Origin of the sequence: Kitasatospora sp. NPDC101801, assembly GCF_044766665.1 — a bacterium.
Taxonomy (GTDB): Bacteria; Actinomycetota; Actinomycetes; order Streptomycetales; family Streptomycetaceae; genus Kitasatospora.
This window is the reverse complement of sequence record NZ_JBIWML010000002.1, coordinates 287,184-312,221: the sequence shown is the minus strand read 5'-3', so window position 1 is coordinate 312,221 and position 25,038 is coordinate 287,184. Positions and strand designations below refer to the sequence as shown.

Below are 25,038 nucleotides of genomic sequence, written 5' to 3'. Positions count from 1 at the left end.
CGGTCGGTCCAGGACCGGGCGGGCTCGGGACGGCCGGGGCGGGCGCCTATGCTCGGCGCATGAGTGAGCTGACCGAGCTGGACCCCGAGGACAAGAAGATCATCACGCTGGCCCGCTCGGCCCGCGCCCGGAACGGCGTGGCCGAGGGCGCGGCGGTCCGGGACGAGACCGGACGGACCTACGTGGCGGGCACCGTGGCGCTGCCCTCGCTGGAGCTGAGCGCGCTGCGCACCGCCGTCGCGATGGCCGTGGCCAGCGGTGCCAAGGGCCTGGAGGCGGCCGCCGTGGTGACGGAGGCACTGACGCCCACCGAGGCCGACCTGGCCGCCGTACGGGACCTCGGCGGCCCCGGGGCCCCGGTGCACCTGGCCGGCCCGGACGGGACCCTGCGGCACAGCTTCTGAGCTGCCGTCCCCCGTCGGGCTCGGCGGTCGATAATCTGACCGGCATGGGTGCGCTCGCGTTCTTCGCCGGGATTCTGCTGAGCCTGATGGGGTTGGGACGGTGGAAGGAGACCGGATCGCCGTACTGGTTGATCGGCTCCCTGGTGCTGTTCCTGCTGGTCCTGCTGGGCTCGTTGACCGGCCGGAAGGGCAGGTGACCGTTCCCACTCGGTGGATCAGGGAGAATGGTCGGCATGACTGCCCCTTCCTCCCCGTACCGCTCCGGGTTCGCGTGCTTCGTCGGCCGTCCCAACGCCGGCAAGTCGACCCTGACCAACGCTCTGGTCGGGACGAAGGTCGCGATCACCTCGGACCGTCCGCAGACCACCCGCCACACCGTCCGCGGCATCGTGCACCGGCCCGACTCGCAGCTCGTCCTCGTCGACACCCCCGGTCTGCACAAGCCGCGCACGCTGCTCGGTGAGCGCCTCAACGACCTGGTCCGCTCCACCTGGGCCGAGGTCGACGTGATCGGCTTCTGCCTCCCCGCCGACCAGAAGCTCGGCCCCGGCGACAAGTTCATCGCCAAGGAGCTCGCCGAGGTCAGGAAGACGCCCAAGGTCGCCATCGTCACCAAGACCGACCTGGTCGACTCCAAGAAGCTGGCCGAACAGCTCATCGCCGTCCAGCAGATGGGCCAGGAGCTCGGCATCGAGTGGGCCGAGATCATCCCGGTCTCCGCGGTCGGCGACCAGCAGGTCCAGCTGGTCGGTGACCTGATCACCAAGCTGCTCCCCGAGGGCCAGCCGCTCTACCCCGACGGCGACCTGACCGACGAGCCGGAGCTGGTGATGGTCGCCGAGCTGATCCGGGAGGCCGCCCTGGAGGGCGTCCGGGACGAGCTGCCGCACTCGCTGGCGGTCGTGGTCGAGGAGATGATCCCCCGCGAGGGCCGTCCGGCGGACCGCCCGCTGCTCGACATCCACGCCAACGTCTACATCGAGCGGCAGAGCCAGAAGGCGATCGTCATCGGCGCCAAGGGCGCCCGCCTGAAGTACGTCGGCACGACGGCCCGAAAGCACATCGAGGCCCTGCTCGGGACGCCGGTCTTCCTCGACCTCCACGTGAAGGTCGCCAAGGACTGGCAGCGCGACCCCAAGCAGCTGCGCAAGCTGGGCTTCTGAGCCCGCATCGGCAGCTGCTCGGCCGGCTACGGTTCAGGGGTTCGGGGGCTGTGCTGCAGGCAGGCGCTCGGGGTCTACGGTCCAGGGGCTCGGGGCTCTGCTGACGTGCGGCTCCGCCGCGTGGGCGAGGAGATCTGGCGCTCGGGTCACTGCGAAAGTGCCTGACCACCTACGCAACGATCACCCGGCAAGGGCTGGCGTCGCCCGCGCGGCGGAGCCGCACATCAGCAGGGCCCCGAGCCCCTGACTCTTCCGAACCACCTGCAAGAAGTCGGTGTCGTCCGCGTGGCGGAGCCGCACGACAGCAGAGCCCCGAGGTGGGCCGCAGTGCCCCGGGTCTGACGGATCGTCAGATTCGTACGTATGGTGTGTGATCCGTGTGGGCGGCTCGCACTGTTCGTTAAGCCGTCCCGTGTCCGGCGTTCATCCAGCCGCACCTGAGCCGCGTTTCTGAGCCGAGACAGTCACTTCCGGCCAAGCAGCGCTGCGGAAGGGCGAGCACCGGCATGGGACATCCCAGATTTCTGATCGTCAACAGACCGGTCCGGCCCGACCTCGGGGCGGGCGGGACGGTCTGGCGACTGCTCGGTGCCAACAACCGGCACCTGGGGCAGAGTCAGGAGATCTTCCGGGACGCCGCCTCCTGCCGGGTGGCGATCGAGGAGTTCCAGCACCGGGTGGACCAGGGCCGGACCACCATCTGCTCCATGGAGCAGGGTCAACTGTGGCTCTGGCGCCTTGAGTTGGACGGTCGGACGGTGGCCCACTCGGCCCGCGGCTACCGGCGGCAGCGCGAGTGCCAGTACAACCTCGCCCGTTTTCTGGCAGGTGCACGGAGTGCGGCCGACACCGCCCGTGGAGGTGTCGGATGAGTGTCGACACCACACCGCCGGTGACCGACGCCCCGAGGGTGCTGACGGTCAACCCCGGTCTGCCGGACCGGATCTTCCTGGCCTGGGCCAAGGCCAGTGGCGCGTTCGTGCTGGTGGTGATGCTCGGGGTGGGCGGCTACCTGGCGGTCCGGGCCACCGACGCGCTCTCGGTCGCCGGGCTCTCCTTCCTCACCACCGAGACCTGGAACCCGGACGGCGGCCGCGGCCAGTTCGGCATCGCGGCGGTGCTGATCGGCACGGTGCTGATCGGCGGGATCGCGGTGGTGCTGGCGGTGCCGCTGGCGCTGGCCAGTGCGCTCTACATCAGCGAGTACGCGCCCAGGCAGCTGCGTCGGACGCTGGTCAGCATGGTCGACCTGATGGCCGCGGTGCCCAGCGTGGTCTACGGCGTCTGGGGCTTCAAGCTGCTGCAGTACCAGCTCACCGGCGTGGCCAGGTGGCTCTCCGACTACTTCGGGTGGATCCCGCTGTTCCGGGTGAACGGGGCCGACCCGACCGACCCGCTGACGCCGCCGCTGGTCTACACGGCGTCCAGCCTGATGGCCGGCATCGTGGTGGGCTTCATGATCACGCCGATCATGTGCTCGATCATGCGCGAGGTGTTCGACCAGGCGCCGGCCGGCGAGCGCGAGGGCGCGTACGCCCTCGGCTCCACCCGCTGGGGCATGATCCGCTCGGTGGTGCTGCCGTTCGGCCGGGGCGGGATCATCGGCGGCACCATGCTCGGCCTCGGCCGCGCGCTGGGCGAGACCATCACGGTCTACCTGATCCTGTCGATGAACTTCGACATCCAGCCGCACGTGCTGCAGAGCGGCGGCAGCGCGGTCGCGCCGCTGATCGCGCTGCGCTACGGCGACTCGACCGACTTCTCCGTCTCCGCGCTGATGGCGGCCGGACTCGCCCTGTTCGTGCTGACCCTCACGGTCAACTTCGCCGCGGCCGCCGTGGTCGCCCGCAGCCGCTCGGGGGCCAGCTCATGACCACCACCGCTCCGCCCCGGACCACCGTGGTCACCCGCCCGGCCACGCCCGCCCCGCAGCGCCGCCGCCGGATCAACGCCCGCCGCGCCTCCGACCACTACGCGTTCTGGGGCAGCCTGGCCGGCGCGGTGGCGACCTCCGCGCTGCTGTTCCAGCGGCTCACCCCGTTCAGCGGCGGGATCGGCTTCGTGGTCTGCACCTGGCTCTGCTTCCTCGGCCTGTACGCGCTGCTGGTCTCCCGGGACGAGAGCAAGCTGACGGTCCGGGACCGGTTCGCCTCGGCCGTGGTGCACAGTCTGGCCGCGATGCTGCTCGGGGTGCTGATCTGGGTGCTGTGCTACGTCTTCAGCAAGGGCTGGTCCGCCCTCGCGCACACCAACTTCTTCCTCCAGGACCTGTCCGACGCCGGGCCGACCGACCCGCTGGACCAGGGCGGCGCCCTGCACGCGGTGGTCGGCACCCTGACCCAGATCGCCATCTCACTGAGCATCACCATCCCGGTCGGGATCAGCTGCGCGGTCTTCCTGAGTGAGGTGCCCGGCCGGTTCAGCCGGCTGGTGCGCACCCTGGTCGAGGCGATGACGGCGCTGCCGTCGATCCTGGCGGGCCTGTTCATCTACGCGGTGATGGTGCTCACCCTGGGGCTGCCCCGGTCGGGCCTGGCCGCCGGGGTGGCGCTCTCGGTGATGATGCTGCCGATCCTGATCCGGGCCGCCGACGTGGTGCTCCGGCTGGTGCCCGCCTCGCTCAAGGAGGCGTCCTACGCGCTCGGCGCCGGGCGCTGGCGGACGGTCTGGACGGTGACCCTGCCGAGCGCCAGGTCCGGGCTGGCCACCGCGGTGATCCTGGGCGCCGCCCGGGGGATCGGCGAGACCTCGCCGGTGCTGCTCTGCTCCGGCTACACCAAGAACCTCAACCTGGACCCGACCCGCGACCCGCAGACCTCGCTGCCGCTGATGGCCTTCACCCTGATCAAGTTCCCGTCCGAGCTCCAGGCCGCCCGGGCGTTCGGCGCGGCGGCGCTGCTGCTCGGCCTGGTGCTGCTGCTCTTCGTGGTCGCCCGGACCCTCGGTGGCCGGGGCCCGGGTGAGCTGAGCCGACGTCAGCGCGACCACCGGACCCGGCAGTCCGCGGCCGACCTGGCCCGGATCACCAAGCCCGTCGTCCCCTCCGCCCGGAAGGCGCCCGTGATCACCCGCACCCTCACCCTGCTCACCGCGATCGCGGTGTTCGCCACCTCGTTGCTGTTCGGCGCGGCCGAACGGGCCGAGGCCGCGAACTACCTGCGGATCAGCGGCGCGGGTTCCACCTGGAGCTACAACGCGGTGGACGGCTGGATCAAGAACGTCCGGCAGTACGGCATGACCGTCGACTTCGACCCGCAGGGGTCCTCGTTCGGCCGGAACCAGTTCAAGAACGACGCCACCGACTTCGCGGTCACCGAGATCCCGTACGGACTCACCGACGGCGGCCAGTACGACGCGCCGCCGCCGTTCCCCTTGGCCTACCTGCCGATCGTCGCGGGCGGCACCTCGTTCATGTACAACCTGAAGATCAACGGCAAGCGGGTGACCAACCTGCGGCTCTCCGGCGAGGTGATCGCCAAGGTCTTCACCGGTGGCATCGGCTACTGGGACGACCCGCTGGTGAAGGCCGACAACCCGGGCCTGGAGCTGCCGCACGTCGAGGTCCACCCGGTGGTCCGCTCGGACGGCTCCGGTACCACCGCGCAGTTCACCACCTGGCTGAGCAAGCGTCAGCAGCCGATCTGGGACGACTACTGCCGCCGCACGCCGCGCAACGCGCCCTGCGGGATGACCTCGTTCTTCCCGCTGCTCAAGGGCTCCACCTGGAAGGCGCTGGGCAGCTCGATCACGGTGGCCTCCTCGGTCGCCAACGAGGGCAACAACGGCGCCATCACCTACGTCGAGTACTCCTACGCCAAGGAAGCCAAGTTCCCGGTGGTCAAGGTGCTCAACAAGGCCGGCTACTACGTCGGGCCGACCGGGCAGAACGTCGCGGTCGCGCTGGTCAACGCCCGGATCAACCCGGACCTGACCCAGCAGCTGGACGACGTCTACGACAGCCCGGCGCCGGCCGCCTACCCGCTCTCCAGCTACAGCTACATGGTGGTGCACACCACCGAGACGACGAACTTCACCGCCGCCAAGGGCACCGCGCTGAGCGCCTTCGGCTACTACTTCCTCTGCGAGGGCCAGAAGAAGGTCGGTGACAACGGGTACTCGCCGCTCACCCCGCAGTTGGTCACCTCCGGGTTCGACCAGCTGGGGAAGATCCCGGGCAGCGAGAAGAAGACCTTCGACCCGGCCGCCTGCAGCAATCCGACCTTCGGCAAGGACGGCACCAACCCCTACGTGGCGAGTGCCCCCAAGCCGGACGAGTGCGACAAGAAGGGCGCCACCTCCCAGTGCGGTGCCACCGGCACCAAGCCGGCCGGCACCGAGTCGGGCGCCGGTGCCGGCACCGGTGGCGCGGGAACCGGCGGCGCCGCCACCACCGGTGGCGGGACCGGCGGAGCGGCCGCGACGGGCGGCGCAGCGCCGGGCGGTGCGGGAGCGGCCGACGGGACGGGCGCCGGGGCGGCGGACGACCCCGCCCTCGGCGGTGCTGACGGCGGGGCCGCCGCCGGCGGCGGCGGGAACGGACAGAGCGTCAGCGCCAGCGCGATCGAGGTGGCCTCCTCGGCGGGCAGCGGACTGCGGTACTCGCTGATGGTGATCGCCGGGCTGCTGCTCGGTGCGGTCATCGTGCTGCCGCCGGTGATCGCGGGCCGGGCGGCCCGCAGACGGGAGGGGGAGCTGTGAGCCGACGGACCGTCAGCGGCGGTGCCCGACGGGCACTGCGGACCGCAGGGGTACTCGCCCTGCTGCTCGCCACCGCGGCCGGAGCGGCGCTCTCGGCCGGGCCGGGCGACGCCCCGGTCGGGGTGGCCGCCGGGAGTTCGGCGGCGCCCGAGATCCCGGTCGACCCGGTCACCGGTGCGCCGGTGGGGATCGACCCCTCGACCACCCGGCCCGCGGCGGCCGGCTCGGTCCGGGCCGGGGCACCGGCCACCACCCCCGCCCCGACCGTCGGCACGACCGCCACCGGTACCTCCGGCGGCACCGACGCGGACCCGAAGCCGGTCACGGTCAAGGGCACCGGCGAGTTCGCCGGCCTGGAGGTGACCGTCCCGCAGACCGACCACCTGGTGAACCAGGTGGTCGAGATCACCTGGAAGGGCGGCAGGCAGACCACGCCGAGCCCCCGCTCGTTCGGGCGCAACTTCCTCCAGTTCATGCAGTGCTGGGGCGACGACGAGGCCGGACCTGACCGGGAGCAGTGCCAGTACGGGGCGACCAAGGGGGACTCCCGGATCGCGGCCGGTGACTTCGTGTCCCAGCGGCAGCTCAACTTCGGCCCCGCGCTGGTCGACCCGATCGAGCCGATCAAGCAGTCCAAGCCGAGCGAGAACGTCTACGTCCCGTTCCGCTCCGCCACCGGCGCGCCCCCGGAGACCGGCGGCACCAGCTCGTTCTACAACGCGCAGACCACCAACGAGGTCCCGTTCGCACCGACCAGGGCGGACGGCACCGGGCAGCTCTTCTTCGAGATGCAGAGCGGCATGGAGGCTCCCGGCCTGGGCTGCGGGCAGCCGGTGGCCGCGACGCCCGACGCGCCGCTGCACCGGTGCTGGCTGGTGATCGTGCCGCGCGGCGAACTGGATGTGGACGGCAAGGTGCCGACCAGCGGTGGCGGCAAGCTCCAGTCCACCCCGCTGTCCAGCACCAACTGGGCCAAGCGCCTGGTGGTCCCGCTCGGCTTCGAACGGGTCGGCCTGTCCTGCCCGATCGGCAGCGCCGAACGGCCCACCGACGGCAACGAGTTGATGTCCGAGGCGATGCAGCGCTGGCAGCCGGTGCTGTGCCGGCAGGCGGGCGGCATCTTCAACTTCTCCCAGGGCAGCGACGACACGGCCAGGGAGCGACTGCAGGGCGGCAACCCCGGGCTGGACTTCCTCGGCTACCCGCTGGCGGTCGAGGAGCAGACGCCCGGCCGGACCCCGGTCTACGCACCGATCGCGCTGTCCGGCCTCACCATCGCCTTCGACATCGAGAACCAGTCCTCGATCCGGGCCCCGGAGGACGTCCGCAAGCAGGAGGGGCAGCGGATGCCGGACATGAGCCTGACGCCCCGTCTGGTCGCCAAGCTGGTCACCCAGAGCTACCGGTACGCGGTCAACCCGGGCGACCAGGACGTGCCGGCCGACAACCCGCTGGACCTGCTCAGCGACCCGGAGTTCCTGGAGCTGAACCCGCAGTTCAAGTACTTCTTCGGCGCCCGGGTGCCGGACCTGATGCTGCCGCTGGGGTCGAGCGACGCCGCCCAGCAGCTCTGGAAGTGGCTGCTCGGTGACCCGGAGGCGAAGGCCTTCCTGGCCGGCGAGGTCCACCCGAAGTGGAAGGACCGGGTCAACCAGGCCTTCATCAGGCTGGAGACCGCCTACCCGCGCTCGAACTACCCCAAGCAGGACGACTACTGCCAGGAGTTCGACAAGTCCGAGGGCCGCCCGGACTGGTGCAACTCGGAGTCGCACCCCTACCTCTCCTCGATGGGCGACGCCGCCCGGTTCGCCGCCCGTGGCGACACCACCGGCAAGTCGGTCTGGAGCGCGGACAGCGTTCCGCCCGCGATGAAGAAGGACCCGCCGCAGCCGCAGGGCCTGCGCTCGCTGATGGCGCTGGCCACCACCGCCCAGGCCGCGCGGTACGGGCTGAGCACCGCCAGACTCCGCAACGGTGCGGGCGAGTTCGTCGCCCCGACCGAGGCCGCGCTGCTCGCCATGGCGAACGCGGCGACGCCGGCCGACCCGGCCCGGATCGCGGTCATCCCGCCCGGCCTGCCGGTGGCCGGCGGGTACCCGCTGACCGTCACCACCTTCGCCGCCACCGTCCCGTCCGCCCTCGACGCGAGCAGCGGCAAGGCGTACGCCGGGCTGCTCCGCTACGCGGCCGACACCGGCCAGGTGCACGGCGTCGCCCTCGGCCAACTGCCGGACGGGTACGTGTCGTTGCCGGAGAAGATGCGCGTCCAGCTCCGGCGGGCGGCCGACCTGGTGCAGCAGGGCGCGGGCGTGCCCGAGCCGGATCTCAGCCCGACCCCGACGCCGCGGGACGTCCCGCCGGCCACCGAGGCCGCCGTGGCCCCGGCCGGGGCCGGTGCGGTCCAGCACCAGCCGCCGGTCGACACCGCGCCCACCGCCCCGCCCGCCCCCGGCCCGGCACCCGCGCACACCGCCGTGGTGCTCACGCCCAAGCCGGTCGTCCCGGTGGCCAGGACGGCGGAGACCGACGTGGGTTCGGCCAGGTACCTGCTGCTCGGCGTGCTGATCGCCGGTCTGCTGGCCGGTGCCGCCGGACTGTTCCTGCCCCGGCTGCTCCGCAGCCGGCGGCCCCGGCCCTGACGGGCCCCGAGACCACACCACCACCAGTACCACGCCAACGCATGTGCGCCACACGGCCGGAGAGTCCTCCGGCCGTGCCTGAGAGCTGCCCGAAAAGGACGAAGAACAGTGAAGAGTCTCACCAAGAGCAACCTGGCCAAGTGCGTGACCGTCGCCGCCGGCCTCGGCCTGGTGGTGGCCGGTACCGGGACCGCCCAGGCGGACCCGACCGGCGCTCCGGTCTACCGTCAGCTCGCGGGTGTCGGCTCCGACACCACCCAGGGCGTCATGAACGCGATGGCCGACGCCATCACCGGCCCCAACGGCGAGAAGCTGATCGCCTCGTACAACGCGACCGGCTCCACGACCGTCAACACCAAGGCGGCCGCCGCCTGCCAGGGGCTCAGCCGCCCGAACGGGTCCGGCGCGGGCCGGACCGCCCTGCTGAACGAGCTGAACAAGGCCAACGGCTGCCTGGACTTCTCGCGTTCCTCCAGCCTCAACGTGACCGCCAGCACCCCCGGCCTGACCTACGTCCCGTTCGCCGTGGACGCCGTGACCTACGCGGTCGGCGCGGGCAGCGTGCTGCCGCTCGACCTCAGCACGGCCGACCTGCACGCCCTCTACACCTGCGACCCCGGCTTCGTCGGCACCGCCCCGAACTGGGACATCCGCCCGCTGCTGCCGCAGAGCGGCTCCGGCACCCGCTCGTACTGGCTGACCGTGGTCGGCATCACCGAGGGCGACCTGAGCGCCAACCGCTACCCCTGTGTCACCGACACCAAGGGCGGCAAGAAGATCGAGGAGCACGACGGCCGGGTGCTCGACAGCAAGTCGCTGGTGCCGTTCTCGATCGGCCAGTACCTCGCGCAGAGCGCCAGCACCATCCCCGACATCCGTGGCGCGGCCCAGCTCGGCAACATCAACGGCGTCCCGTCGCTGCTGCTGAACACCGGTGCCGCCGCCACCCGGGACGTCTACAACGTCATCCCGACCAGCAAGGTCGGCGTCAGCCCGTGGAGCGACGTCTTCGTCGGCAAGACCTCCAAGATCTGCTCGCGCGCCGACCTGATCAAGGCGTACGGCTTCGGCACCAACGACAACTGCGGTGACACCTCTCGCACCTCCGGCAACTGACCCTCCGTCAACCCCTCGTCCCTCCCTGCCCGAAAGGCAACCCAGAACCGTGAGCATCCGCATTCCGCGCACCGTCGCGATCGGCACCGCCACCCTCCTGGCCGCCGGCAGCATCACCATGGCCGGCACCGCCGCGCACGCCGCTGAGACCGTACCGACCGTCGGCACCCTGGCCCTCAACCCGGCGTCCGGCACCGACGAGGAACTGATCAGCCTGGTCAGCTCCGCCGCCTGCCCCGGCGGCACCAACCTGCAGGGCCTGGTCTTCGGCGCGGGCTTCCCGGCGGACGGTTTCGGTGTCACCGCGAACCAGGCCCAGGCCAACTTCCCGGTCGACGCTCAGGGCCACCTGAACGTGCCGCTGAGCGACACCCTGCGCGGCTTCGCGCAGAAGAACGGCTTCTCCACGCTGGCCGGCAAGTACGAGTTCCGGCTGCGCTGCCGTGCCAAGCTCGGCGCCACCTACTTCGGTGACTTCGTCGGCGCGATCAACTTCACCACCCCCACCAGCTACACCACGGTGGACACCACGCCGGTGGCGACCGCCACCAGCACCGCGCTGACCGTCACCCCGAACGGCTCCGCCACCGTCGGCGGCGCCGTCACGCTGTCCGCCGCGGTGACCCCGGCCGCGCCCGGCACGGTCCAGTTCCTGGACGGCGCCACCCCGCTCGGCGCCCCGGTGGCCGTGACCGCCGGTCAGGCCGCCCTGACCGTCAGCACCCTGGCCCTGGGCGCGCACAACCTGTCCGCGGTCTTCACCTCGACCTCGACCGCCTTCCTGGGCTCGACCTCCTCGACGGTCGGCTACACCATCAGCCCCAAGGGTGCCGCCGCGACCAGCACCGCGCTGGCCGTCACCCCGGCCGGCTCGGCCGCCAAGAACACCCCGGTCACGCTGAGCGCCACCGTGACGCCGGCCGGCACCGCCGGTTCGGTCCAGTTCCGGGACGGCGGCACGCTGCTCGGCACCCAGTCGGCGAACGGCGCCACCGCCGAGCTGACCGTCGCCAACCTGGCGGAGGGCGACCACCTGCTGACCGCCACCTTCGTCCCGGCCGCCCCGGCCGACTTCGCGGCCTCGACCTCCCCGGTCGTGCCGTTCACCGTCACCCCGCCGGTAGTGGTCCCGAACCCGGGCGACCCGCTGCCGCCGTCGCCGGTCTTCGAGACCATCACCACCTCGGTCGCCCCCGGCGCCCTGGTGATCAGCGTGGCGGGCACCAACGTCACCCTGCCGCCGCTCACCTTGAACGGCGACAGCACCCTGTACTCGACCACCGGTGCGATCCAGACCGTCACCGTCACGGACACCCGCGCGGGTGCGCCGGGCTGGTCGGTCAGCGGCCGGGTGGACCAGTTCGCCTCGGGCGCCAACCAGATCAACGCGCAGAACCTCGGCTGGGCCCCGAACCTGGTCGCCAAGGGGGACGGTCTCAAGATCAACCTCGGTGGCCAGATCGCTCCGGCGAACGCCGTCGCCGCCGCCGACAACGGTGTGTTCGGCCTGAAGTCCTCCCGGACCCTGGCCACCGCGACCGGCCTCGGCACCGCCAAGCTCGGCGCCGACCTCACCCTGCTCGCCCCGACCTCCACGCTGGCCGGGACGTACCAGGGCCTGCTCACCCTGACGGCGATCTGACGCCGGTAGTTCACCGGGACCGAGTGCGCCCTTAACCCGGCGGCAGGGCCGTCCGCGCGACACTACGTCGAACCCGTGGACGGCCCGGCCGCCGGTCTCCGACTTCCGTACCAGCAAGCGAGGATGACGCCGCCGATGCGCCGATGGTTCCTACTGCCCCTCCTGGCGGTCGCCGCTCTGGCGATGACCGGCGGGACGGCGTACGCCGACGACCCGCCGGCTGCTCCGGCCGCCCCGGCGGCGTCCGCCGCGCAGACCTTCGGCATCCAGCCCGCGACCGCCACCGAGCCGGACGCCCGGGGCACCTTCTCCTACGCGGCCACCCCCGGCGCGCTGCTCAAGGACCACGTCGCGGTCTGGAACTACGGCGAGCAGCCGCTCACCGTACGGCTCTACCCCGCCGACGCCTTCAACACCGACAGCGGCGGCTACGACGTACTGCCCGACGGCAAGCCCTCGACCCAGGCCGGGAGTTGGCTGAAGACCTCGGTCGGCTCGGTGACCCTGCCCGGCCGCAGCCGCCAGATCGTCCCGTTCACCCTGGCGGTGCCCGCCAACGCCGCGCCCGGCGACCACGCGGCCGGCATCGTGGTCGCGGTCCGGGCCGAGAGCAAGGACGCCAAGGGCAACGCGGTCACGGTCGACCAGCGGGTCGGCTCCCGCGTGAACATCCGGGTCTCCGGCGACCTGAGGGCCGAGCTCAAGGTGGAGAACGCCAAGGCGGTCTACCACCCGAGCCTGAACCCGCTGGACACCGGCCGGACCACGGTCAGCTACACCGTCCGCAACACCGGCAACGTCCGGCTCGGCGGCAAGCAGGCGGTCCGGGTCAGCAACGTGTTCGGCTCGATCGCCACCGGCAACGCCCCGGCCGACCTCCAGGAGTTGCTGCCGGGCAACGCGGTCAACTACAGCTTCGACGTCTCCGGGGTCTACCCCACGCTGTGGGGCACCGCCGGGATCACCATCGACCCGCTGCCGGTGGCCGGGGACAAGGACCCGAAGCTGGTCAGCGACGTCTCCAAGCACCGCTTCGCGCTGATCCCCTGGACCACGCTGGCCGCGCTGCTGCTGCTCGCCCTGCCGGCCGGCCGCCGGTGGCTGAACCGGCGCCGCCGGACGCCAGGGGCCCCGGCCACGCCGTCGGCGCTGCCCGTCCCGGTGGCCGCCGCAGCCGTCCTGCTGACCGCCCTGGCGTTCGGTCAACTCTTGTATGCTCCAAGGGCATTCGCCGCCGAGCCGGTTGGCACGCTGTCCTTCGACTACCCGAAGGGCCACGACGACGACGCGATCGACCTGCTCAGCTCCGGGCCCTGCCCCGATCCGGCCAACTACCTGGCGGTGCGGATCAACGGGGCCGGATTCCCGGCCGAGGGCGCCCCGCTGACCGGGACGGTGGCCGCCTCGGTCTACCGGGCCGCCCCCAACGGCGGCTTCGTCCTGCCGCTGTCCAACACCCTCAAGGTGGTGGCCACCCAGGCGGGTTCGGGACCGCTCAAGGGCGAGTACACCATCACCGCCAGCTGCCGGCACAAGGTCAAGCCCGCCTCGGTCAAGGACTTCACCGCCGTCCTCACCTTCACCGACCCGACCAACTGGACCACCGCCGCCGTGGCTCCCGCAGGCATGCTGCACCAGGCCGTCGCCGCCGAGCCGATGCCCACCCCGGCCAAGGGCGCGGCGCCCGCCGCGGCCGGGTCCGCCGCCGCCCCGGCCGCCGACTTCGGGGTGCCGCTGTACTCCTGGCTCGCCGTCACCGCCGGACTGCTGCTGCTCGGTTGGCTGACCGTGCCGTACGTCCGCCGGCTCCGGGCCCGCCGGGCGGCCGCCGAGGAGGTCGGCGAATGACCGCCGTACTGGCCGAGACCCCGGTCGGGACGGGCACCCCGCCGCCGGTGCCGCCCGGCGCGCCCGCCGCCGCTCCGGTCCGCCGACTCCGGCCGGACGGGCCCCAGTTGGCCGGAGCCGCGCTGGCCATCCTGGCCGGGCTGCTGCTCGGCCTGCTGTTCGACTTCGGCCCGCTGGGCGGGCTGCGTCACCTGCGCGACCACCAGACCGGCTACGCCGAGCTGCGGCTCACGCTGGCCCAGGGGACGGCGCCGATCGGCCAGTTGGACGCCGACGGGAAGCCGGTCCGGCCGGGCACCCCGGTGGCCCTGCTGGAGATCCCGCAGCTCGGTCTGCGCGAGGTGATCCGGGAGGGCAGCACCGGTGAGGTGCTGGCGGCCGGTCCCGGCCACCGGCGGGACACCGCGATGCCCGGCCAGGCCGGGTCCAGCGTGCTGCTCGGCCGGCAGGCCGGCTTCGGCGGTGCGTTCGGCAGCATCGGCGAGCTGCGGGCGGGGGAGACCTTCACCGTCACCACCGGCCAGGGCCGGCACACCTTCCGGGTGGTCGGCGTCCGCCGGGCGGGCGACCCGGTGCCACCGGCGGTGAAGAAGGGCGCGGGCCGGGTGGTGCTGGTCACCGCCGACGGCCCGCTGTACGCGCCGTCCGGCCTGCTGCTGGTGGACGCCGACCTGACCAGCGAGGTCCAGGAGGCGAACGCCCGGCCGCTCACCGCCGCCGCGCTGCCCGCCGCCGAGAAGGCGCTGGGCACCGAGGACGCCGCCTGGGTGCCGCTGGTGCTCTGGGGCGAGGCGCTGCTGCTGGCCGCCGTCGGGCTGGCGCTGGCCTGGTCGCGCTGGGGGCGGCACCAGAGCTGGATCGTCGGCGTGCCGGTGCTGAGCGCGCTCGGCCTGGCGGTCGCCGACCAGGTCGCCCGCCTGCTGCCCAACCTGATCTGACCGCAGCACCCCGACCGCCCGGCACTCGACCGCCCGGCACCTGATTCGTCGTCACCGAGCATCAAGAAAGGGGCCCGTACCGTGAGCCTCGACACCACGGCCGTCCTGCCGACCGTCCGGCAGAGTTCGGCGGGCACGCTGGACGCCCGCGCGGTCTCGGCCTGGTTCGGCGACCGCAAGGTCCTGGAGCAGGTCTCGCTGCTGATGCCGGCCGGCCAGGTCACCGCCCTGATCGGCCCGTCCGGCTGTGGGAAGTCCACCTTCCTGCGGATCCTCAACCGGATGCACGAGCTGATCCCGAGCGCCGCGCTGGCCGGTGAGGTGCTGTTGGACGGCGCCGACATCTACGCCCCCGAGCGGCGGCTCACCAGCGCCCGGCGGGACATCGGGATGGTCTTCCAGAAGCCGAACCCGTTCCCGGCGATGTCGATCTACGACAACGTGGTGGCCGGGCTCAAGCTCACCGGCGTACGGGCCTCGCGGGCCGAGAAGGACCACCTGGTCGAGGAGTGCCTGAGCAAGGCCGGCCTGTGGAAGGAGGTGCAGGACCGCCTCCGGCAGCCCGGCGGCGCGCTCTCCGGCGGCCAGCAGCAGCGGCTCTGCATCGCCCGCTCGCTGGCGGTCCGCCCCAAGATCCTGCTGATGGACGAGCCCTGCTCGGCCCTCGACCCGACCTCCACCCGCCGGATCGAGCAGACCATCCGCGAACTGGTCGAGGAGGTCACCATCGTGATCGTCACCCACAACATGCAGCAGGCCCAGCGGGTCTCCGACCAGTGCGCGTTCTTCCTCGCCGAGCAGGGCACCCCGGGCGGCATCGTGGAGCACGGCCCGACCGACGCGATGTTCGGCGCCCCGGCGGACCAACGCACCTCGGACTACGTGAACGGCCGCTTCGGATAGCCGGACAGGTGTGTCGCCGCAGGTGGGACGGCACGCGCATATGATCTGGCAATGCATCGTGACCAGATCGACGGCGTGCCCGTCCTGTGGGCGGAGGCGCCCGGTCCGCTCGAAGCCGTCCTGCTCTTCGGGTGCGGGGCGAGCGACGAGACCTTCCGGACGCTGGGCGTGACCCATCTCGTCGAGCACCTGGCGATGAGCACACTGCCCAGGCTGCACCACGACCACAACGCCTCGGTGGACCTGAACCTGACCCAGTTCACCGCGACCGGGCGCCCGGAGCAGGTGGTCGAGTTCCTGGCCAAGGTCTGCGAGGCGCTGGGCGCCCTCCCGCTGGACCGGATCGAGCGGGAGGCCGGGGTGCTGGCCGCCGAGAACGGCGCGGTGACCGACCCGACCACCGCCGAGCTGCTCTCCAGCCGCTTCGGCACCCAGGGCCCGGGTCTGGCCTCCTTCCCCGGCCCGGGGCCCGACCGGATCCCGGTCGAGGCGGTGCGCGACCTGGTCACCCGCTACTTCCACGCCGACAACGCGGTGCTGGTGCTGACCGGCCCGCCGCCCGCCGGGCTCCGGCTGCCGCTGCCGGCCGGTGAGCGGCCGGACCGCAGCGCCGCCCATCCGGTCCGGCAGACCGGTCCGTCCTGGCAGCAGGCCGACGTGCCGGGCCCGGGCCTTGCGCTCTCCTGCGACCTGGACGACCCGGCCCTGCACCTGGCGCTGAACCTGCTCCGGCAGCGGCTGACCGAGCTGGTCCGGCATCAGCACGGCCTCAGCTACGACGTGGGCGGCGACGTCGCGCACGCCGGACCGGCCTGGGGCGAGCGGGTGATCTGCCTGGACGCCCGGGAGGGCCAGGAGCAGCGGGTGGCCGAACTGCTCTGGCAGGAGGCGCTCCGGCTGGCCACCGAGAACGCGTCCGAGGCGGAGCTCGCCGAGGAGGTGGAGGGGGCCCGCGAGGTCTTCGAGGACCCGCGCTCGGTGGTCTACGAACTCGGCGAGGCCGCAGGGGAGTTCCTGCTCGGCGGGACCTACCGCCCGGCCGCCGACCGGCTGGACGCGATGCGCCGGGTGACCCCCGACGCGCTCCGGACGGCCTTCGCGGCCGCGCTGGAGTCCGCCCTGCTGGTCGTCCCGCTGGACACCGAGGTCGCCCTGCGGCTCCCGGACGGGGCCGAGCTGGCCCGGTACCGCTGCACCGATGCGGCCGAACTCCCGCGCGGTGGACAGGAGTTCCGTCCCTCCCTGAAGGACCGGCTGCGCTACCCGGCGGCCCGGAGGACCCGACTTGTGGTCACCGGCGACGGTCTGTGGTCCAGCCAGTCCGACGGCTCCGTGCACCACCTGCCGTTCACCGACGTGGTCGGGGTGGAACAGCGCGGCCCCGGCCGGATGGTCTTCGGCCGGGGCAACTGCTGGATGCCGGTCCTGCCCGACGTCTTCCACGGCATCGCCCCGGCGGTCCGGGCGATCGACGCGGCCGTCCCGGCGGCGCTGTGCTACCCGGCCTCGGACTTCAACTCCGAGGACTGACCGACCGGTTCGCAGGTCGGCCGGTCAGACCGCGAACCGGAGCACCTTGGCCGGGGTGACCCGGACGACCAGCCGCACCTCGTCGGGCTCGGCCAGCGGCGGGTCGGTGCCCAGGTAACGGTGCGACAGTTCGTACGGCAGCCGCCGGTCCGGATCGGGGAGCAGTTCGGCGGTGCCGCGCAGCTCGACCGAGGAGTAGGGGTTGGCGAGGTCGTAGACCGAGACGCTGACCCGGGGGTCGCGGGCCAGGTTGCGGGCCTTCCGCCGGCCCGCGGTGGTGGAGAGCAGGACGGTGTCGCCCTCGCGCTTCAGCCACATCACCGAGGACTGCGGGCCGCCGTCCGGGTTCAGGGTGGTGACGGTGGCGAAGTTCTCGGCATCCAGCAGGGCGCGGACCTCGGGGTCGAGCGTCGGGGTGCTCATCGTGGGGCTCCTTCGGGTGGGATCAGACCAGGGCGTGGACGGGGGCGGGGGCATCGGCCGCCGCCGGGGCCGGGCGGCGGAGCAGCACGGCGACCAGCACGAAGGCCAGCACCAGCAGGCCGGTGCCGATCCCGAAGGCGAGCCGGAAGCCGTCGGTCAGTGCGGCCGGGGCTGACGCACCGTCGGCCAGCAGGCTGTCGGCGCGGCTGCCCGCCAGGGTGGCCAGCACGGCCACGCCGAGGGCGCCACCGACCTGTTGGGTGGTGTTGAAGAGACCGGAGCTGACCCCCGCGTCCTCGGGGCTCGCGTCGGCCATGGCGAGCGAGGTGAGAGCCGAGATGGCCAGCCCGAAGCCGCCCGCGAGCAGCATGGTGGGGAGCAGGTGGACCGGGTAGGAGGCGTCCACCGGGAGCCTGGTCAGCAGGCCGATGGCGGCCACCAGCAGGGCCAACCCGCCGAGCAGCACGGCGCGTTCGCCGAACCGGGCGTTCAGCCGGGCGGACAGCAGGAGCGAGACGGTGCCGATCACGAGCGCGGCCGGGAGCATCGCGAACCCGGTCGCGGCGGCGCCGTAGCCGAGCACGTTCTGCAGGTAGAGCGCGATCAGCACCTGGAAGCCGAACAGCGCGGAGACCATCAGGACCTGCACCAGGTTGGCCCCGGCGACGGTGCGGGACCGGAGCAGCCGCAGCGGCAGCAGCGGTTCGGCGGCCTGCCGCTGGCGGAGGACGAAGCCGGTGAGCAGCAGGACGGCCAAGCCGCCGAGCAGCAGGGCGCCCCAGCCGTGGCGGTCGATCGAGACGATCGCGTAGACGCCGGTCATCAGCCCGGCGGTGACCAGGGCGGCGCCGGGCAGGTCGAGGCCCCGGAGCGAGCGGGCCGGGCCGTCGGCGGCCAGCACCCGGACGGAGAGCAGCACGGCGGCGATACCGATCGGCAGGTTGACGAAGAAGATCCAGTTCCAGCCGACCGCCTCGGTCAGCACCCCGCCGAGCACCTGCCCGATCGAGGCGCCGGCCGCGCCGACGAAGCTGAACGCGCCGATCGCCCGGCCGCGCTCGCCCGGCTCGGGGAAGAGCGTGACGATCATGCCGAGGCTGACGGCGGAGGCCATCGCCCCGCCGATGCCCTGCAGGAAGCGGGCGCCGATCAGCAGTTCCTGACTGTCCGCCACCCCGCAGAGCAGCGACGCCGCGGTGAAGATCAGCAGCCCCGCGACGAACATCCGGCGGCGGCCGAGCAGGTCACCGAGCCGCCCGGCCAGCAGGAGCAGCCCCCCGAAGGCGATCAGGTAGGCGTTGACCGTCCAGGTCAGGTCCTCCGGGGAGAAGGCCAGGTCGGCCTGGATGGCGGGCAGCGCCACCGTCACGATGCTGCCGTCCAGAATGATCATCAGCATCCCGGCGCAGAGCACCGCGAGTGCGAACCAGCGTGAGTGGACGGCCTGCTGGGTGTGCGGGGTCATGGGGTCCCTCCCGTTCGACGAGTACGGGTAGGACGCTATCAGATAGTCCCGTACGGGACTATCTTTTCTTGGATCGTCTTCTTCGGGGCTACCCCCGGGCCCGCCGGGCCCGGCGGACCGGGCGGTCGCTCTCGACCGCCGTGGCGAGGTGTCCCTCCTGGAGGGTGGTCAGGGCGCGCAGCAGGGCCGCCCCGTCCGCCCCGGGCAGGGCGTCCAGGACCTCCTGGTGCACCCGGTCGACGATCCGCACGCCCGCGGCGACCGCCTCGGCACCGTCCGGGGTGACCGAGATGATCCGGGCCCGCCGGTCGGTGCTGGACGGCCGGCGCTCGGCCAGGCCGAGGCGCTCCAGCTCGTCGACGGTGACCACCATGGTGGTCTTGTCCAGGTCGGCGATCTCGGCCAGCTGGATCTGGGTCCGCTCCTGCTCCTGGGCGTGTAGCAGGACGCAGAAGCCGCGCGGGGTGATCTCCAGCCCGCTCGCGGCGAAGGCGGCCGACATGCGGGTAGCCAGGACGTGACTGGTGTGGGCCAGGAGGCCGGAGAGGTCCAGGACGGTTCGGGTGGTCATGTCCGCAGTCTACAAAACTGTGACAGGTTCCGGATTATCCGAAAGCGGACTACTGCTCGGGGTGCAGCGGCGCGCCCTCGCGCAGCACCAGCGAGACCAGCTCGTGCTGGGAGTCCGTCAGCCGGGGATCGGCGCAGTGCACCGTCCGCCCGTCCACGGTGATCGCATAGTGGAAACCGTCCGGCACCCCGTAGGAGGGCGCGCGCAGCCCGCCCGCCACCGCCTCCCTGGCCAGCGCGTGCACGTGGGGCGCGTCGGTCCGCTCGGCGGTGTCCAGCTCGGCTCGGAGGGGGCGGCCGGCCAGGCCGCCGGTCCGGGTCACCTGGATACGCATGGTTGTCAGTGTGCTACGCACCGGTGCCGTCGCGCTGCCCGTTCCGGTGAAAATGCGGTGCGGAGTCGGAGTGGTTCCGGAGAGGGGATCTGATGGAGCGTCAGTTCGAGTCCGTCTCACAGGGTGGAATGGTGGCGAGGCTCACTGTGGGGAGGGTGGGGGCTGGGTTACGCTGGTGCACATCATGCGTTACGGGCTGCTTCTTCTTAGCTGCCGCGGCGAGGGCCTGTAGACCACTGAAGGCCGGCTCCCTCGCCGCGGGGGACCGTGCTGCGCCCGCACCGATGCGGCGCACCAGTCGGCCGAGTCGGGTGTCCATTCACCCCGACCAGCCCGCATACCGAGTTCGGAAGCCGAGAGTCTCCTCCATGACTGAGCAGTCCGCCATCGCTCGCGCGTTCAACGACCGCCTCACCCCGATCACCGCCGCGGCCACCCCGCAGAAGCCGTCCGGGATGCCGTTCCAGCGCTACGTACCCTTCGGCACCGTGGACCTGCCGGACCGGACCTGGCCGAGCAAGGTGATCACCCAGGCACCGCGCTGGCTGTCCACCGACCTGCGGGACGGCAACCAGGCGCTGATCGACCCGATGTCCCCGGCCCGCAAGCGCAAGATGTTCGACCTGCTGGTCAAGCTGGGCTACAAGGAGATCGAGGTCGGCTTCCCGTCCTCCGGCGCCACCGACTTCGAGTTCGTCCGCTCGCTGATCAACGAGGACGCGATCCCCGAGGACGTCACCATCTCGGTGCTGACCCAGGCCCGCGAGGACCTGATCGAGCGCACCGTGGAGTCCCTGGTCGGCGCCCCGCGCGCGACCGTCCACCTGTACAACGCCACCTCGCCGCTGTTCCGCCGGGTGGTCTTCAAGGGCAGCAAGGACGACATCAAGGCGATCGCCGTGGACGGCACCCGCCTGGTGATGGAGTACGCCGAGAAGATCCTGCGGGACGACACCGTCTTCGGCTACGAGTACTCGCCGGAGATCTTCATCGACACCGAGCTGGACTTCGCGCTGGACGTCTGCGAGTCGGTGATGGACGTCTGGCAGCCGGGCGAGGGCCGCGAGATCATCCTGAACCTGCCGACCACGGTCGAGCGCTCCACCCCGAACGTCTACGCCGACAAGATCGAGTGGATGTCGCGGAACCTGACCCGCCGTGAGTTCGTCGCGCTGTCCACCCACCCGCACAACGACCGGGGCACCGGCGTGGCCTCCGCCGAGCTGGCCATCATGGCCGGGGCGGACCGGGTCGAGGGGTGTCTGTTCGGGCAGGGTGAGCGAACCGGGAACCTGGACCTGGTGAACGTCGGGATGAACCTGTTCTCGCAGGGCGTCGACCCGATGATCGACTTCTCGGACATCGACGAGATCCGCCGCACCGCCGAGTACTGCAACCAGATGCCGGTGCCGGAGCGCCACCCCTACGCCGGCGACCTGGTGTACACCTCCTTCTCCGGCTCGCACCAGGACGCGATCAAGAAGGGCTTCGACGCCCTGGAGGCCGACGCCAAGGCGGCCGGCGTACCGGTCGGCAGCTACACCTGGGGCGTCCCGTACCTGCCGATCGACCCGAAGGACGTCGGCCGCTCGTACGAGGCGGTCATCCGGGTCAACAGCCAGTCCGGCAAGGGCGGCATCGCCTACGTACTGAAGAACGACCACAAGCTGGACCTGCCGCGCCGTCAGCAGATCGAGTTCTCCCGGATCATCCAGGCCAAGACCGACGCCGAGGGCGGCGAGGTCACCCCGGCCGAGATCTGGAGCGTCTTCCAGGACGAGTACCTGCCCACCCCCGCCAACCCGTGGGGACGGATCACGCTGAGCGGTTCGCGCAGCCTGACCACCGAGGACGGCCGGGACGTGCTGTCCACCGAGGCCGTGCTGGACGGGCAGCCGGTCACCCTGAACGGCACGGGCAACGGCCCGGTCTCCGCCTTCGTCAACGCGCTGGCCGGGATCGGCGTCGACGTCCGGGTGCTGGACTACGCCGAGCACGCGCTGAGCGAGGGCGGCGACGCCCAGGCCGCCGCGTACGTCGAGTGCGCGGTGGACGGCCAGGTGCTGTGGGGCGTCGGCATCGACGGCAACACCGTGCTGGCCTCGCTGAAGGCCGTGGTCAGCGCCGTCAACCGGGCGCAGCGCGCCTGACCCACCCTCAGGGGGCCGCCGCCGGCGGCCCCCTGAGGCGTTCGCGGAATGTGTTCTGCACCACATCTTTACCCGTTCGGGGTGCTGACACCCGTGCGTAACCATGGCAGCATCTATCCACCGGAACCGGGGTCGGTGGGACGATCGCGGAGTCCGGTCGCGTGACCTGCCCATTGTTGTGCAGGCCGCCTGCCATGTCTGGGGAGTGGCGCCGTGACAGGGTTGTGGGGTGTCCGTCCTCGTTGGCGGACTGATGTCCTCGGTGATTTCTTCTGTCCGGGCTGTGGTGGGGACCGCAACTACCGCCGTCAACACGGCCGGCGGTGGCTGCGGTTGCTCGGCACCCCGGTGCTGCCCGTCGGCCCGGTGACCGCCTGCGTGCAGTGCACCTCCTGCCACCGCCGCTACGGCGTCGAGACCCTCGACCAACTCACCTGCGTCCGGCTGGCCGCGATGCTGCGGGACGCCCAGTACACCGTCGCGCTCGCCGTGCTCGCCGCCGGCGGCACCGGCAGCCGCTCCGCCCGGGACGCGGCCTGCGGCGTGATCCGCGAGGCCGGGTTCGAGGACTGCGGCGAGGCCCAGGTGCTGGCCGCCCTGGCCGCGCTCTCCGGGGTCGGCGGTGAGGCCCCGATCGACCTGGCCGGGGCCGGCAGCGGGCTGACCGTCGAACTGCACGCCGCGATCGAGCCGTTGGCCCCGCACCTGGCCCAGGGCGGCCGGGAGCGACTGGTCCTCCAAGGCGCCTGGATCGCGCTGGCCGACGGACGCTACCTCCCCCAGGAGCGCGCCGCCCTGGCTGCCGTCGGCCGCTGCCTCAAGCTCCCCACCGGCCGCGTCGACGAACTACTGGAGGCCGCCACCAACGCCCCCCACTGACCCCCACCGCCTCCCCACAGGCCGGGCCCGACTCCCCCCTCCGGGCCCGCCGTGACCCGCACCCACTGGTCCCCCCACGAGACCGGGTGCGGGCCCTACGGCTGCACCCCGCCTGCAGCGGGCTCGCGGGTTGGTGGAGGGTGGCGTCCACGGCTGCGCCAGGCCGCGGGGTTGCCTGCGGCGGGCTCGGGTGGGGACCGTGGTTGCGGCTGTGTCGGGTTGCCGCCTGCGGCGGGCTCCCGGGTGGAGGGTGGCGTCCACGGCTGCGCCAGGCCGCGGGGTTGCCTGCGGCGGGCTCGGGTGGGGACGTGGTTGCGGCTGTGTCGGGTTGCCGCCTGCGGCGGGCTCCCGGGTGGAGGGTGGCGTCCACGGCTGCGCTGGGCCGCGGGGTTGCCTGCGGCGGGCTCGGGTGGGGACGTGGTTGCCGCTTGTCGGGTTGCCGCCTGCGGCGGGCTCCCGGGTGGAGGGCGGCGTCCACGGCTGCGCCCGGGCCGCGGGTTGCCTGCGGCGGGCTCGGGTGGGGACGTGGTTGCGGCTGTGTCGGGTTGCCGCCTGCGGCGGGCTCGCGGGTGGAGGGTGGCGTCCGCGGCTGCGCAGGCGGTTCGTGCTGCGTCCCAGGAGGCTTGGTTGTCGCTGGCGGCCTTCGGTGCTTCGTCCGGGCCCGCCGCAGGCGGCTCTCGTGGGGGTCGAAGCGGGGTGCGCCGCAGGTGTGGGGTGGGCTGTCGGTGGGGTGGGCGAGAATGGGGGGTATGAGTCTGTTCCGGGACGACGGCGTTGTGCTGCGTACGCAGAAGTTGGGCGAGGCCGACCGGATCATCACCCTGTTGACCCGTCAGCACGGGAAGGTGCGGGCGGTGGCGCGGGGCATTCGTAAGACGAAGTCGAAGTTCGGGGCGCGGCTGGAGCCGTTCTCGCACGTGGACGTGCAGTTCTTCAGCCGGGGGGCGGAGCTGATCGGCCGGGGCCTGCCGCTCTGTACGCAGGTGGAGACCATCGCGCCGTACGGGGGGAGCATCGTCACCGACTACGGCCGGTACACGGCCGGCACCGCGATGCTGGAGACGGCCGAGCGGTTCGCGGAGAACGAGGGCGAGCCGGCCGTCCAGCAGTACCTGCTGCTGGTCGGCGGGCTCCGGACGCTGGCGGCCGGCACGCACCAGTCGCACCTGGTGCTGGACGCGTTCCTGCTCCGCTCGCTGGCCGTGAACGGCTACGGCGCCAGCTTCACCGACTGCGCGAAGTGCGGGCTGCCCGGCCCGAACCGGTTCTTCTCGCTGCAGGCGGGCGGGGTGCTCTGCGGTGACTGCCGCGTGCCTGGCTGTGCCGTACCCTCCCCTGAGACACTGGTACTGCTCGGCGCGCTGCTGTCAGGGGACTGGCGGACGGCGGACGGATGTGAGTCCCGGTACTGGCGGGAGGGCAGCGGCCTGGTCGCGGCCTACCTGCAGTGGCACCTGGAGCGGGGTATCCGCTCGATGAGATACGTGGAGAAGTGAGCATGGCAGCGCGACGGCTCTTCGGCAGCAAGCAGCGGGAGTACCTCCCCCCGACCCCGCACCCCAGCGGCGCCAGGCCGCCGAAGCTCCCGGGCGAGCTGATCCCGGGTCACGTCGCGATCGTGATGGACGGCAACGGCCGCTGGGCCAAGGAGCGCGGGCTGCCCCGCACCGAGGGCCACAAGGTCGGCGAGTCGGTGGTGCTGGACGTGCTCAAGGGCGCGATCGAGCTGGGCGTGAAGAACGTCTCGCTGTACGCCTTCTCCACCGAGAACTGGAAGCGGTCCCCGGAGGAGGTGAAGTTCCTGATGAACTTCAACCGGGACGTGATCCGCCGCCGCCGCGACGAGATGGACGCGATGGGCGTCCGGATCCGCTGGGCCGGCCGGATGCCCAAGCTCTGGAAGAGCGTGGTGCAGGAGCTCCAGGTCGCCGAGGAGCAGACCAGGAAGAACGACGCCGTCACGCTCTACATGTGCGTCAACTACGGCGGCCGGGCCGAGATCGCGGACGCGATGGCGGCGATCGCCCGCGACGTGGCCGACGGCCGGCTGGACCCGTCGAAGGTCGGCGAGAAGACCATCGCCAAGTACCTCTACCACCCCGACATGCCGGACGTGGACCTCTTCCTGCGCCCCAGCGGCGAGCAGCGCACCTCCAACTTCCTGCTCTGGCAGAGCGCCTACGCCGAGCTGGTGTTCCAGGACGTGCTCTGGCCGGACTTCGACCGCCGCGACCTGTGGCGGGCCTGCGAGCAGTACGCGATGCGCGACCGCCGCTTCGGCGGGGCCGTTCCGAACGAGGTCGAGGTCCCGACCCAGCGCTGAACCGGCAAGCAG

The 25,038-nt window shown here is 72.2% G+C and carries 21 protein-coding genes; 17 read left to right on the top strand and 4 right to left on the bottom strand.

Annotation, left to right across the window (positions count from 1 at the left end; genetic code table 11):
- Positions 1–59 precede the first annotated feature (59 nt).
- From ACIRPK_RS05660 to ACIRPK_RS05600, 13 genes are all read left to right on the top strand, one after another.
- Complete coding sequence (locus ACIRPK_RS05660; RefSeq protein WP_403033459.1) at positions 60–404, top strand: cytidine deaminase; 345 nt, start codon at positions 60–62, stop codon at positions 402–404.
- Positions 405–448: 44 nt separating this feature from the next.
- Positions 449–601: a hypothetical protein gene (locus tag ACIRPK_RS05655; protein WP_403033457.1), complete on the top strand. Its 153-nt coding sequence runs from the start codon at positions 449–451 to the stop codon at positions 599–601.
- A 36-nt stretch (positions 602–637) separates the two neighbouring features.
- Positions 638–1,567: a GTPase Era gene (gene era / locus ACIRPK_RS05650; RefSeq protein ID WP_403033454.1), complete on the top strand. Its 930-nt coding sequence runs from the start codon at positions 638–640 to the stop codon at positions 1,565–1,567.
- A gap of 506 nt (positions 1,568–2,073) precedes the next feature.
- Positions 2,074–2,439, top strand: a complete 366-nt coding sequence (locus tag ACIRPK_RS05645; protein WP_403033451.1) for a hypothetical protein — start codon at positions 2,074–2,076, stop codon at positions 2,437–2,439.
- Entirely contained in the window at positions 2,436–3,440 is a 1,005-nt protein-coding gene (gene pstC, locus ACIRPK_RS05640; RefSeq protein WP_403033448.1) for a phosphate ABC transporter permease subunit PstC, read from the top strand. Before ACIRPK_RS05645 ends, pstC begins: the two co-directional genes overlap by 4 nt.
- Positions 3,437–6,265: a phosphate ABC transporter permease PstA gene (gene pstA, locus ACIRPK_RS05635; RefSeq protein ID WP_403033445.1), complete on the top strand. Its 2,829-nt coding sequence runs from the start codon at positions 3,437–3,439 to the stop codon at positions 6,263–6,265. The genes pstC and pstA overlap by 4 nt, the downstream gene beginning before the upstream one ends.
- Positions 6,262–8,904 carry a hypothetical protein gene (locus tag ACIRPK_RS05630; protein WP_403033442.1) on the top strand — a complete coding sequence of 881 codons (2,643 nt, stop codon included), beginning with the start codon at positions 6,262–6,264 and terminating at the stop codon, positions 8,902–8,904. The genes pstA and ACIRPK_RS05630 overlap by 4 nt, the downstream gene beginning before the upstream one ends.
- A 108-nt stretch (positions 8,905–9,012) precedes the next feature.
- Positions 9,013–10,020, top strand: coding sequence for a hypothetical protein (locus ACIRPK_RS05625; RefSeq protein WP_403033440.1), 1,008 nt, complete (start codon positions 9,013–9,015; stop codon positions 10,018–10,020).
- Between the two features lie 49 nt (positions 10,021–10,069).
- Positions 10,070–11,662 (top strand): Ig-like domain repeat protein, encoded by a 1,593-nt coding sequence (locus ACIRPK_RS05620; RefSeq protein WP_403033439.1) that lies wholly within the window; start codon positions 10,070–10,072, stop codon positions 11,660–11,662.
- A 135-nt stretch (positions 11,663–11,797) separates the two neighbouring features.
- Positions 11,798–13,510 (top strand): hypothetical protein, encoded by a 1,713-nt coding sequence (locus ACIRPK_RS05615; RefSeq protein WP_403033436.1) that lies wholly within the window; start codon positions 11,798–11,800, stop codon positions 13,508–13,510.
- On the top strand, positions 13,507–14,448 hold the full coding sequence (locus ACIRPK_RS05610; protein WP_403033435.1) for a sortase: 942 nt from the start codon (positions 13,507–13,509) through the stop codon (positions 14,446–14,448). The genes ACIRPK_RS05615 and ACIRPK_RS05610 overlap by 4 nt, the downstream gene beginning before the upstream one ends.
- A 105-nt stretch (positions 14,449–14,553) precedes the next feature.
- Positions 14,554–15,351 carry a phosphate ABC transporter ATP-binding protein gene (locus ACIRPK_RS05605; RefSeq protein ID WP_403033738.1) on the top strand — a complete coding sequence of 266 codons (798 nt, stop codon included), beginning with the start codon at positions 14,554–14,556 and terminating at the stop codon, positions 15,349–15,351.
- Positions 15,352–15,402: 51 nt separating this feature from the next.
- Positions 15,403–16,881 carry a M16 family metallopeptidase gene (locus tag ACIRPK_RS05600; RefSeq protein ID WP_403033432.1) on the top strand — a complete coding sequence of 493 codons (1,479 nt, stop codon included), beginning with the start codon at positions 15,403–15,405 and terminating at the stop codon, positions 16,879–16,881.
- Between the two features lie 24 nt (positions 16,882–16,905).
- On the opposite strand, the gene ACIRPK_RS05595 is transcribed toward ACIRPK_RS05600, so the two are convergent.
- The 4 genes from ACIRPK_RS05595 to ACIRPK_RS05580 all read right to left on the bottom strand — a co-directional run bounded on the left by ACIRPK_RS05595 (position 16,906) and on the right by ACIRPK_RS05580 (position 19,674).
- Positions 16,906–17,304 carry a PPOX class F420-dependent oxidoreductase gene (locus ACIRPK_RS05595; protein WP_403033430.1) on the bottom strand — a complete coding sequence of 133 codons (399 nt, stop codon included), beginning with the start codon at positions 17,302–17,304 and terminating at the stop codon, positions 16,906–16,908.
- Between the two features lie 22 nt (positions 17,305–17,326).
- The gene (locus tag ACIRPK_RS05590) at positions 17,327–18,769 is read right to left on the bottom strand and encodes an MFS transporter (protein WP_403033427.1); all 1,443 of its coding nucleotides are present in this window, start codon (positions 18,767–18,769) and stop codon (positions 17,327–17,329) included.
- An 88-nt stretch (positions 18,770–18,857) separates the two neighbouring features.
- Positions 18,858–19,340 (bottom strand): MarR family winged helix-turn-helix transcriptional regulator, encoded by a 483-nt coding sequence (locus ACIRPK_RS05585; RefSeq protein WP_403033424.1) that lies wholly within the window; start codon positions 19,338–19,340, stop codon positions 18,858–18,860.
- A gap of 49 nt (positions 19,341–19,389) precedes the next feature.
- Entirely contained in the window at positions 19,390–19,674 is a 285-nt protein-coding gene (locus ACIRPK_RS05580) for a protealysin inhibitor emfourin (protein ID WP_403033421.1), read from the bottom strand.
- Between the two features lie 368 nt (positions 19,675–20,042).
- Here ACIRPK_RS05580 and leuA point away from each other — a divergent pair, with 368 nt between their 5' ends.
- The 4 genes from leuA (at position 20,043) to ACIRPK_RS05560 (ending at position 25,026) form a co-directional block, all read left to right on the top strand.
- Positions 20,043–21,824 carry a 2-isopropylmalate synthase gene (leuA, locus tag ACIRPK_RS05575; protein ID WP_403033418.1) on the top strand — a complete coding sequence of 594 codons (1,782 nt, stop codon included), beginning with the start codon at positions 20,043–20,045 and terminating at the stop codon, positions 21,822–21,824.
- Positions 21,825–22,157: 333 nt separating this feature from the next.
- Positions 22,158–22,703, top strand: a complete 546-nt coding sequence (locus tag ACIRPK_RS05570; protein WP_403033415.1) for a TerB family tellurite resistance protein — start codon at positions 22,158–22,160, stop codon at positions 22,701–22,703.
- 749 nt (positions 22,704–23,452) lie between these two features.
- Positions 23,453–24,199, top strand: a complete 747-nt coding sequence (recO, locus tag ACIRPK_RS05565) for a DNA repair protein RecO (protein ID WP_403033413.1) — start codon at positions 23,453–23,455, stop codon at positions 24,197–24,199.
- Between the two features lie 2 nt (positions 24,200–24,201).
- On the top strand, positions 24,202–25,026 hold the full coding sequence (locus ACIRPK_RS05560) for an isoprenyl transferase (RefSeq protein WP_403033410.1): 825 nt from the start codon (positions 24,202–24,204) through the stop codon (positions 25,024–25,026).
- Positions 25,027–25,038 lie beyond the last annotated feature (12 nt).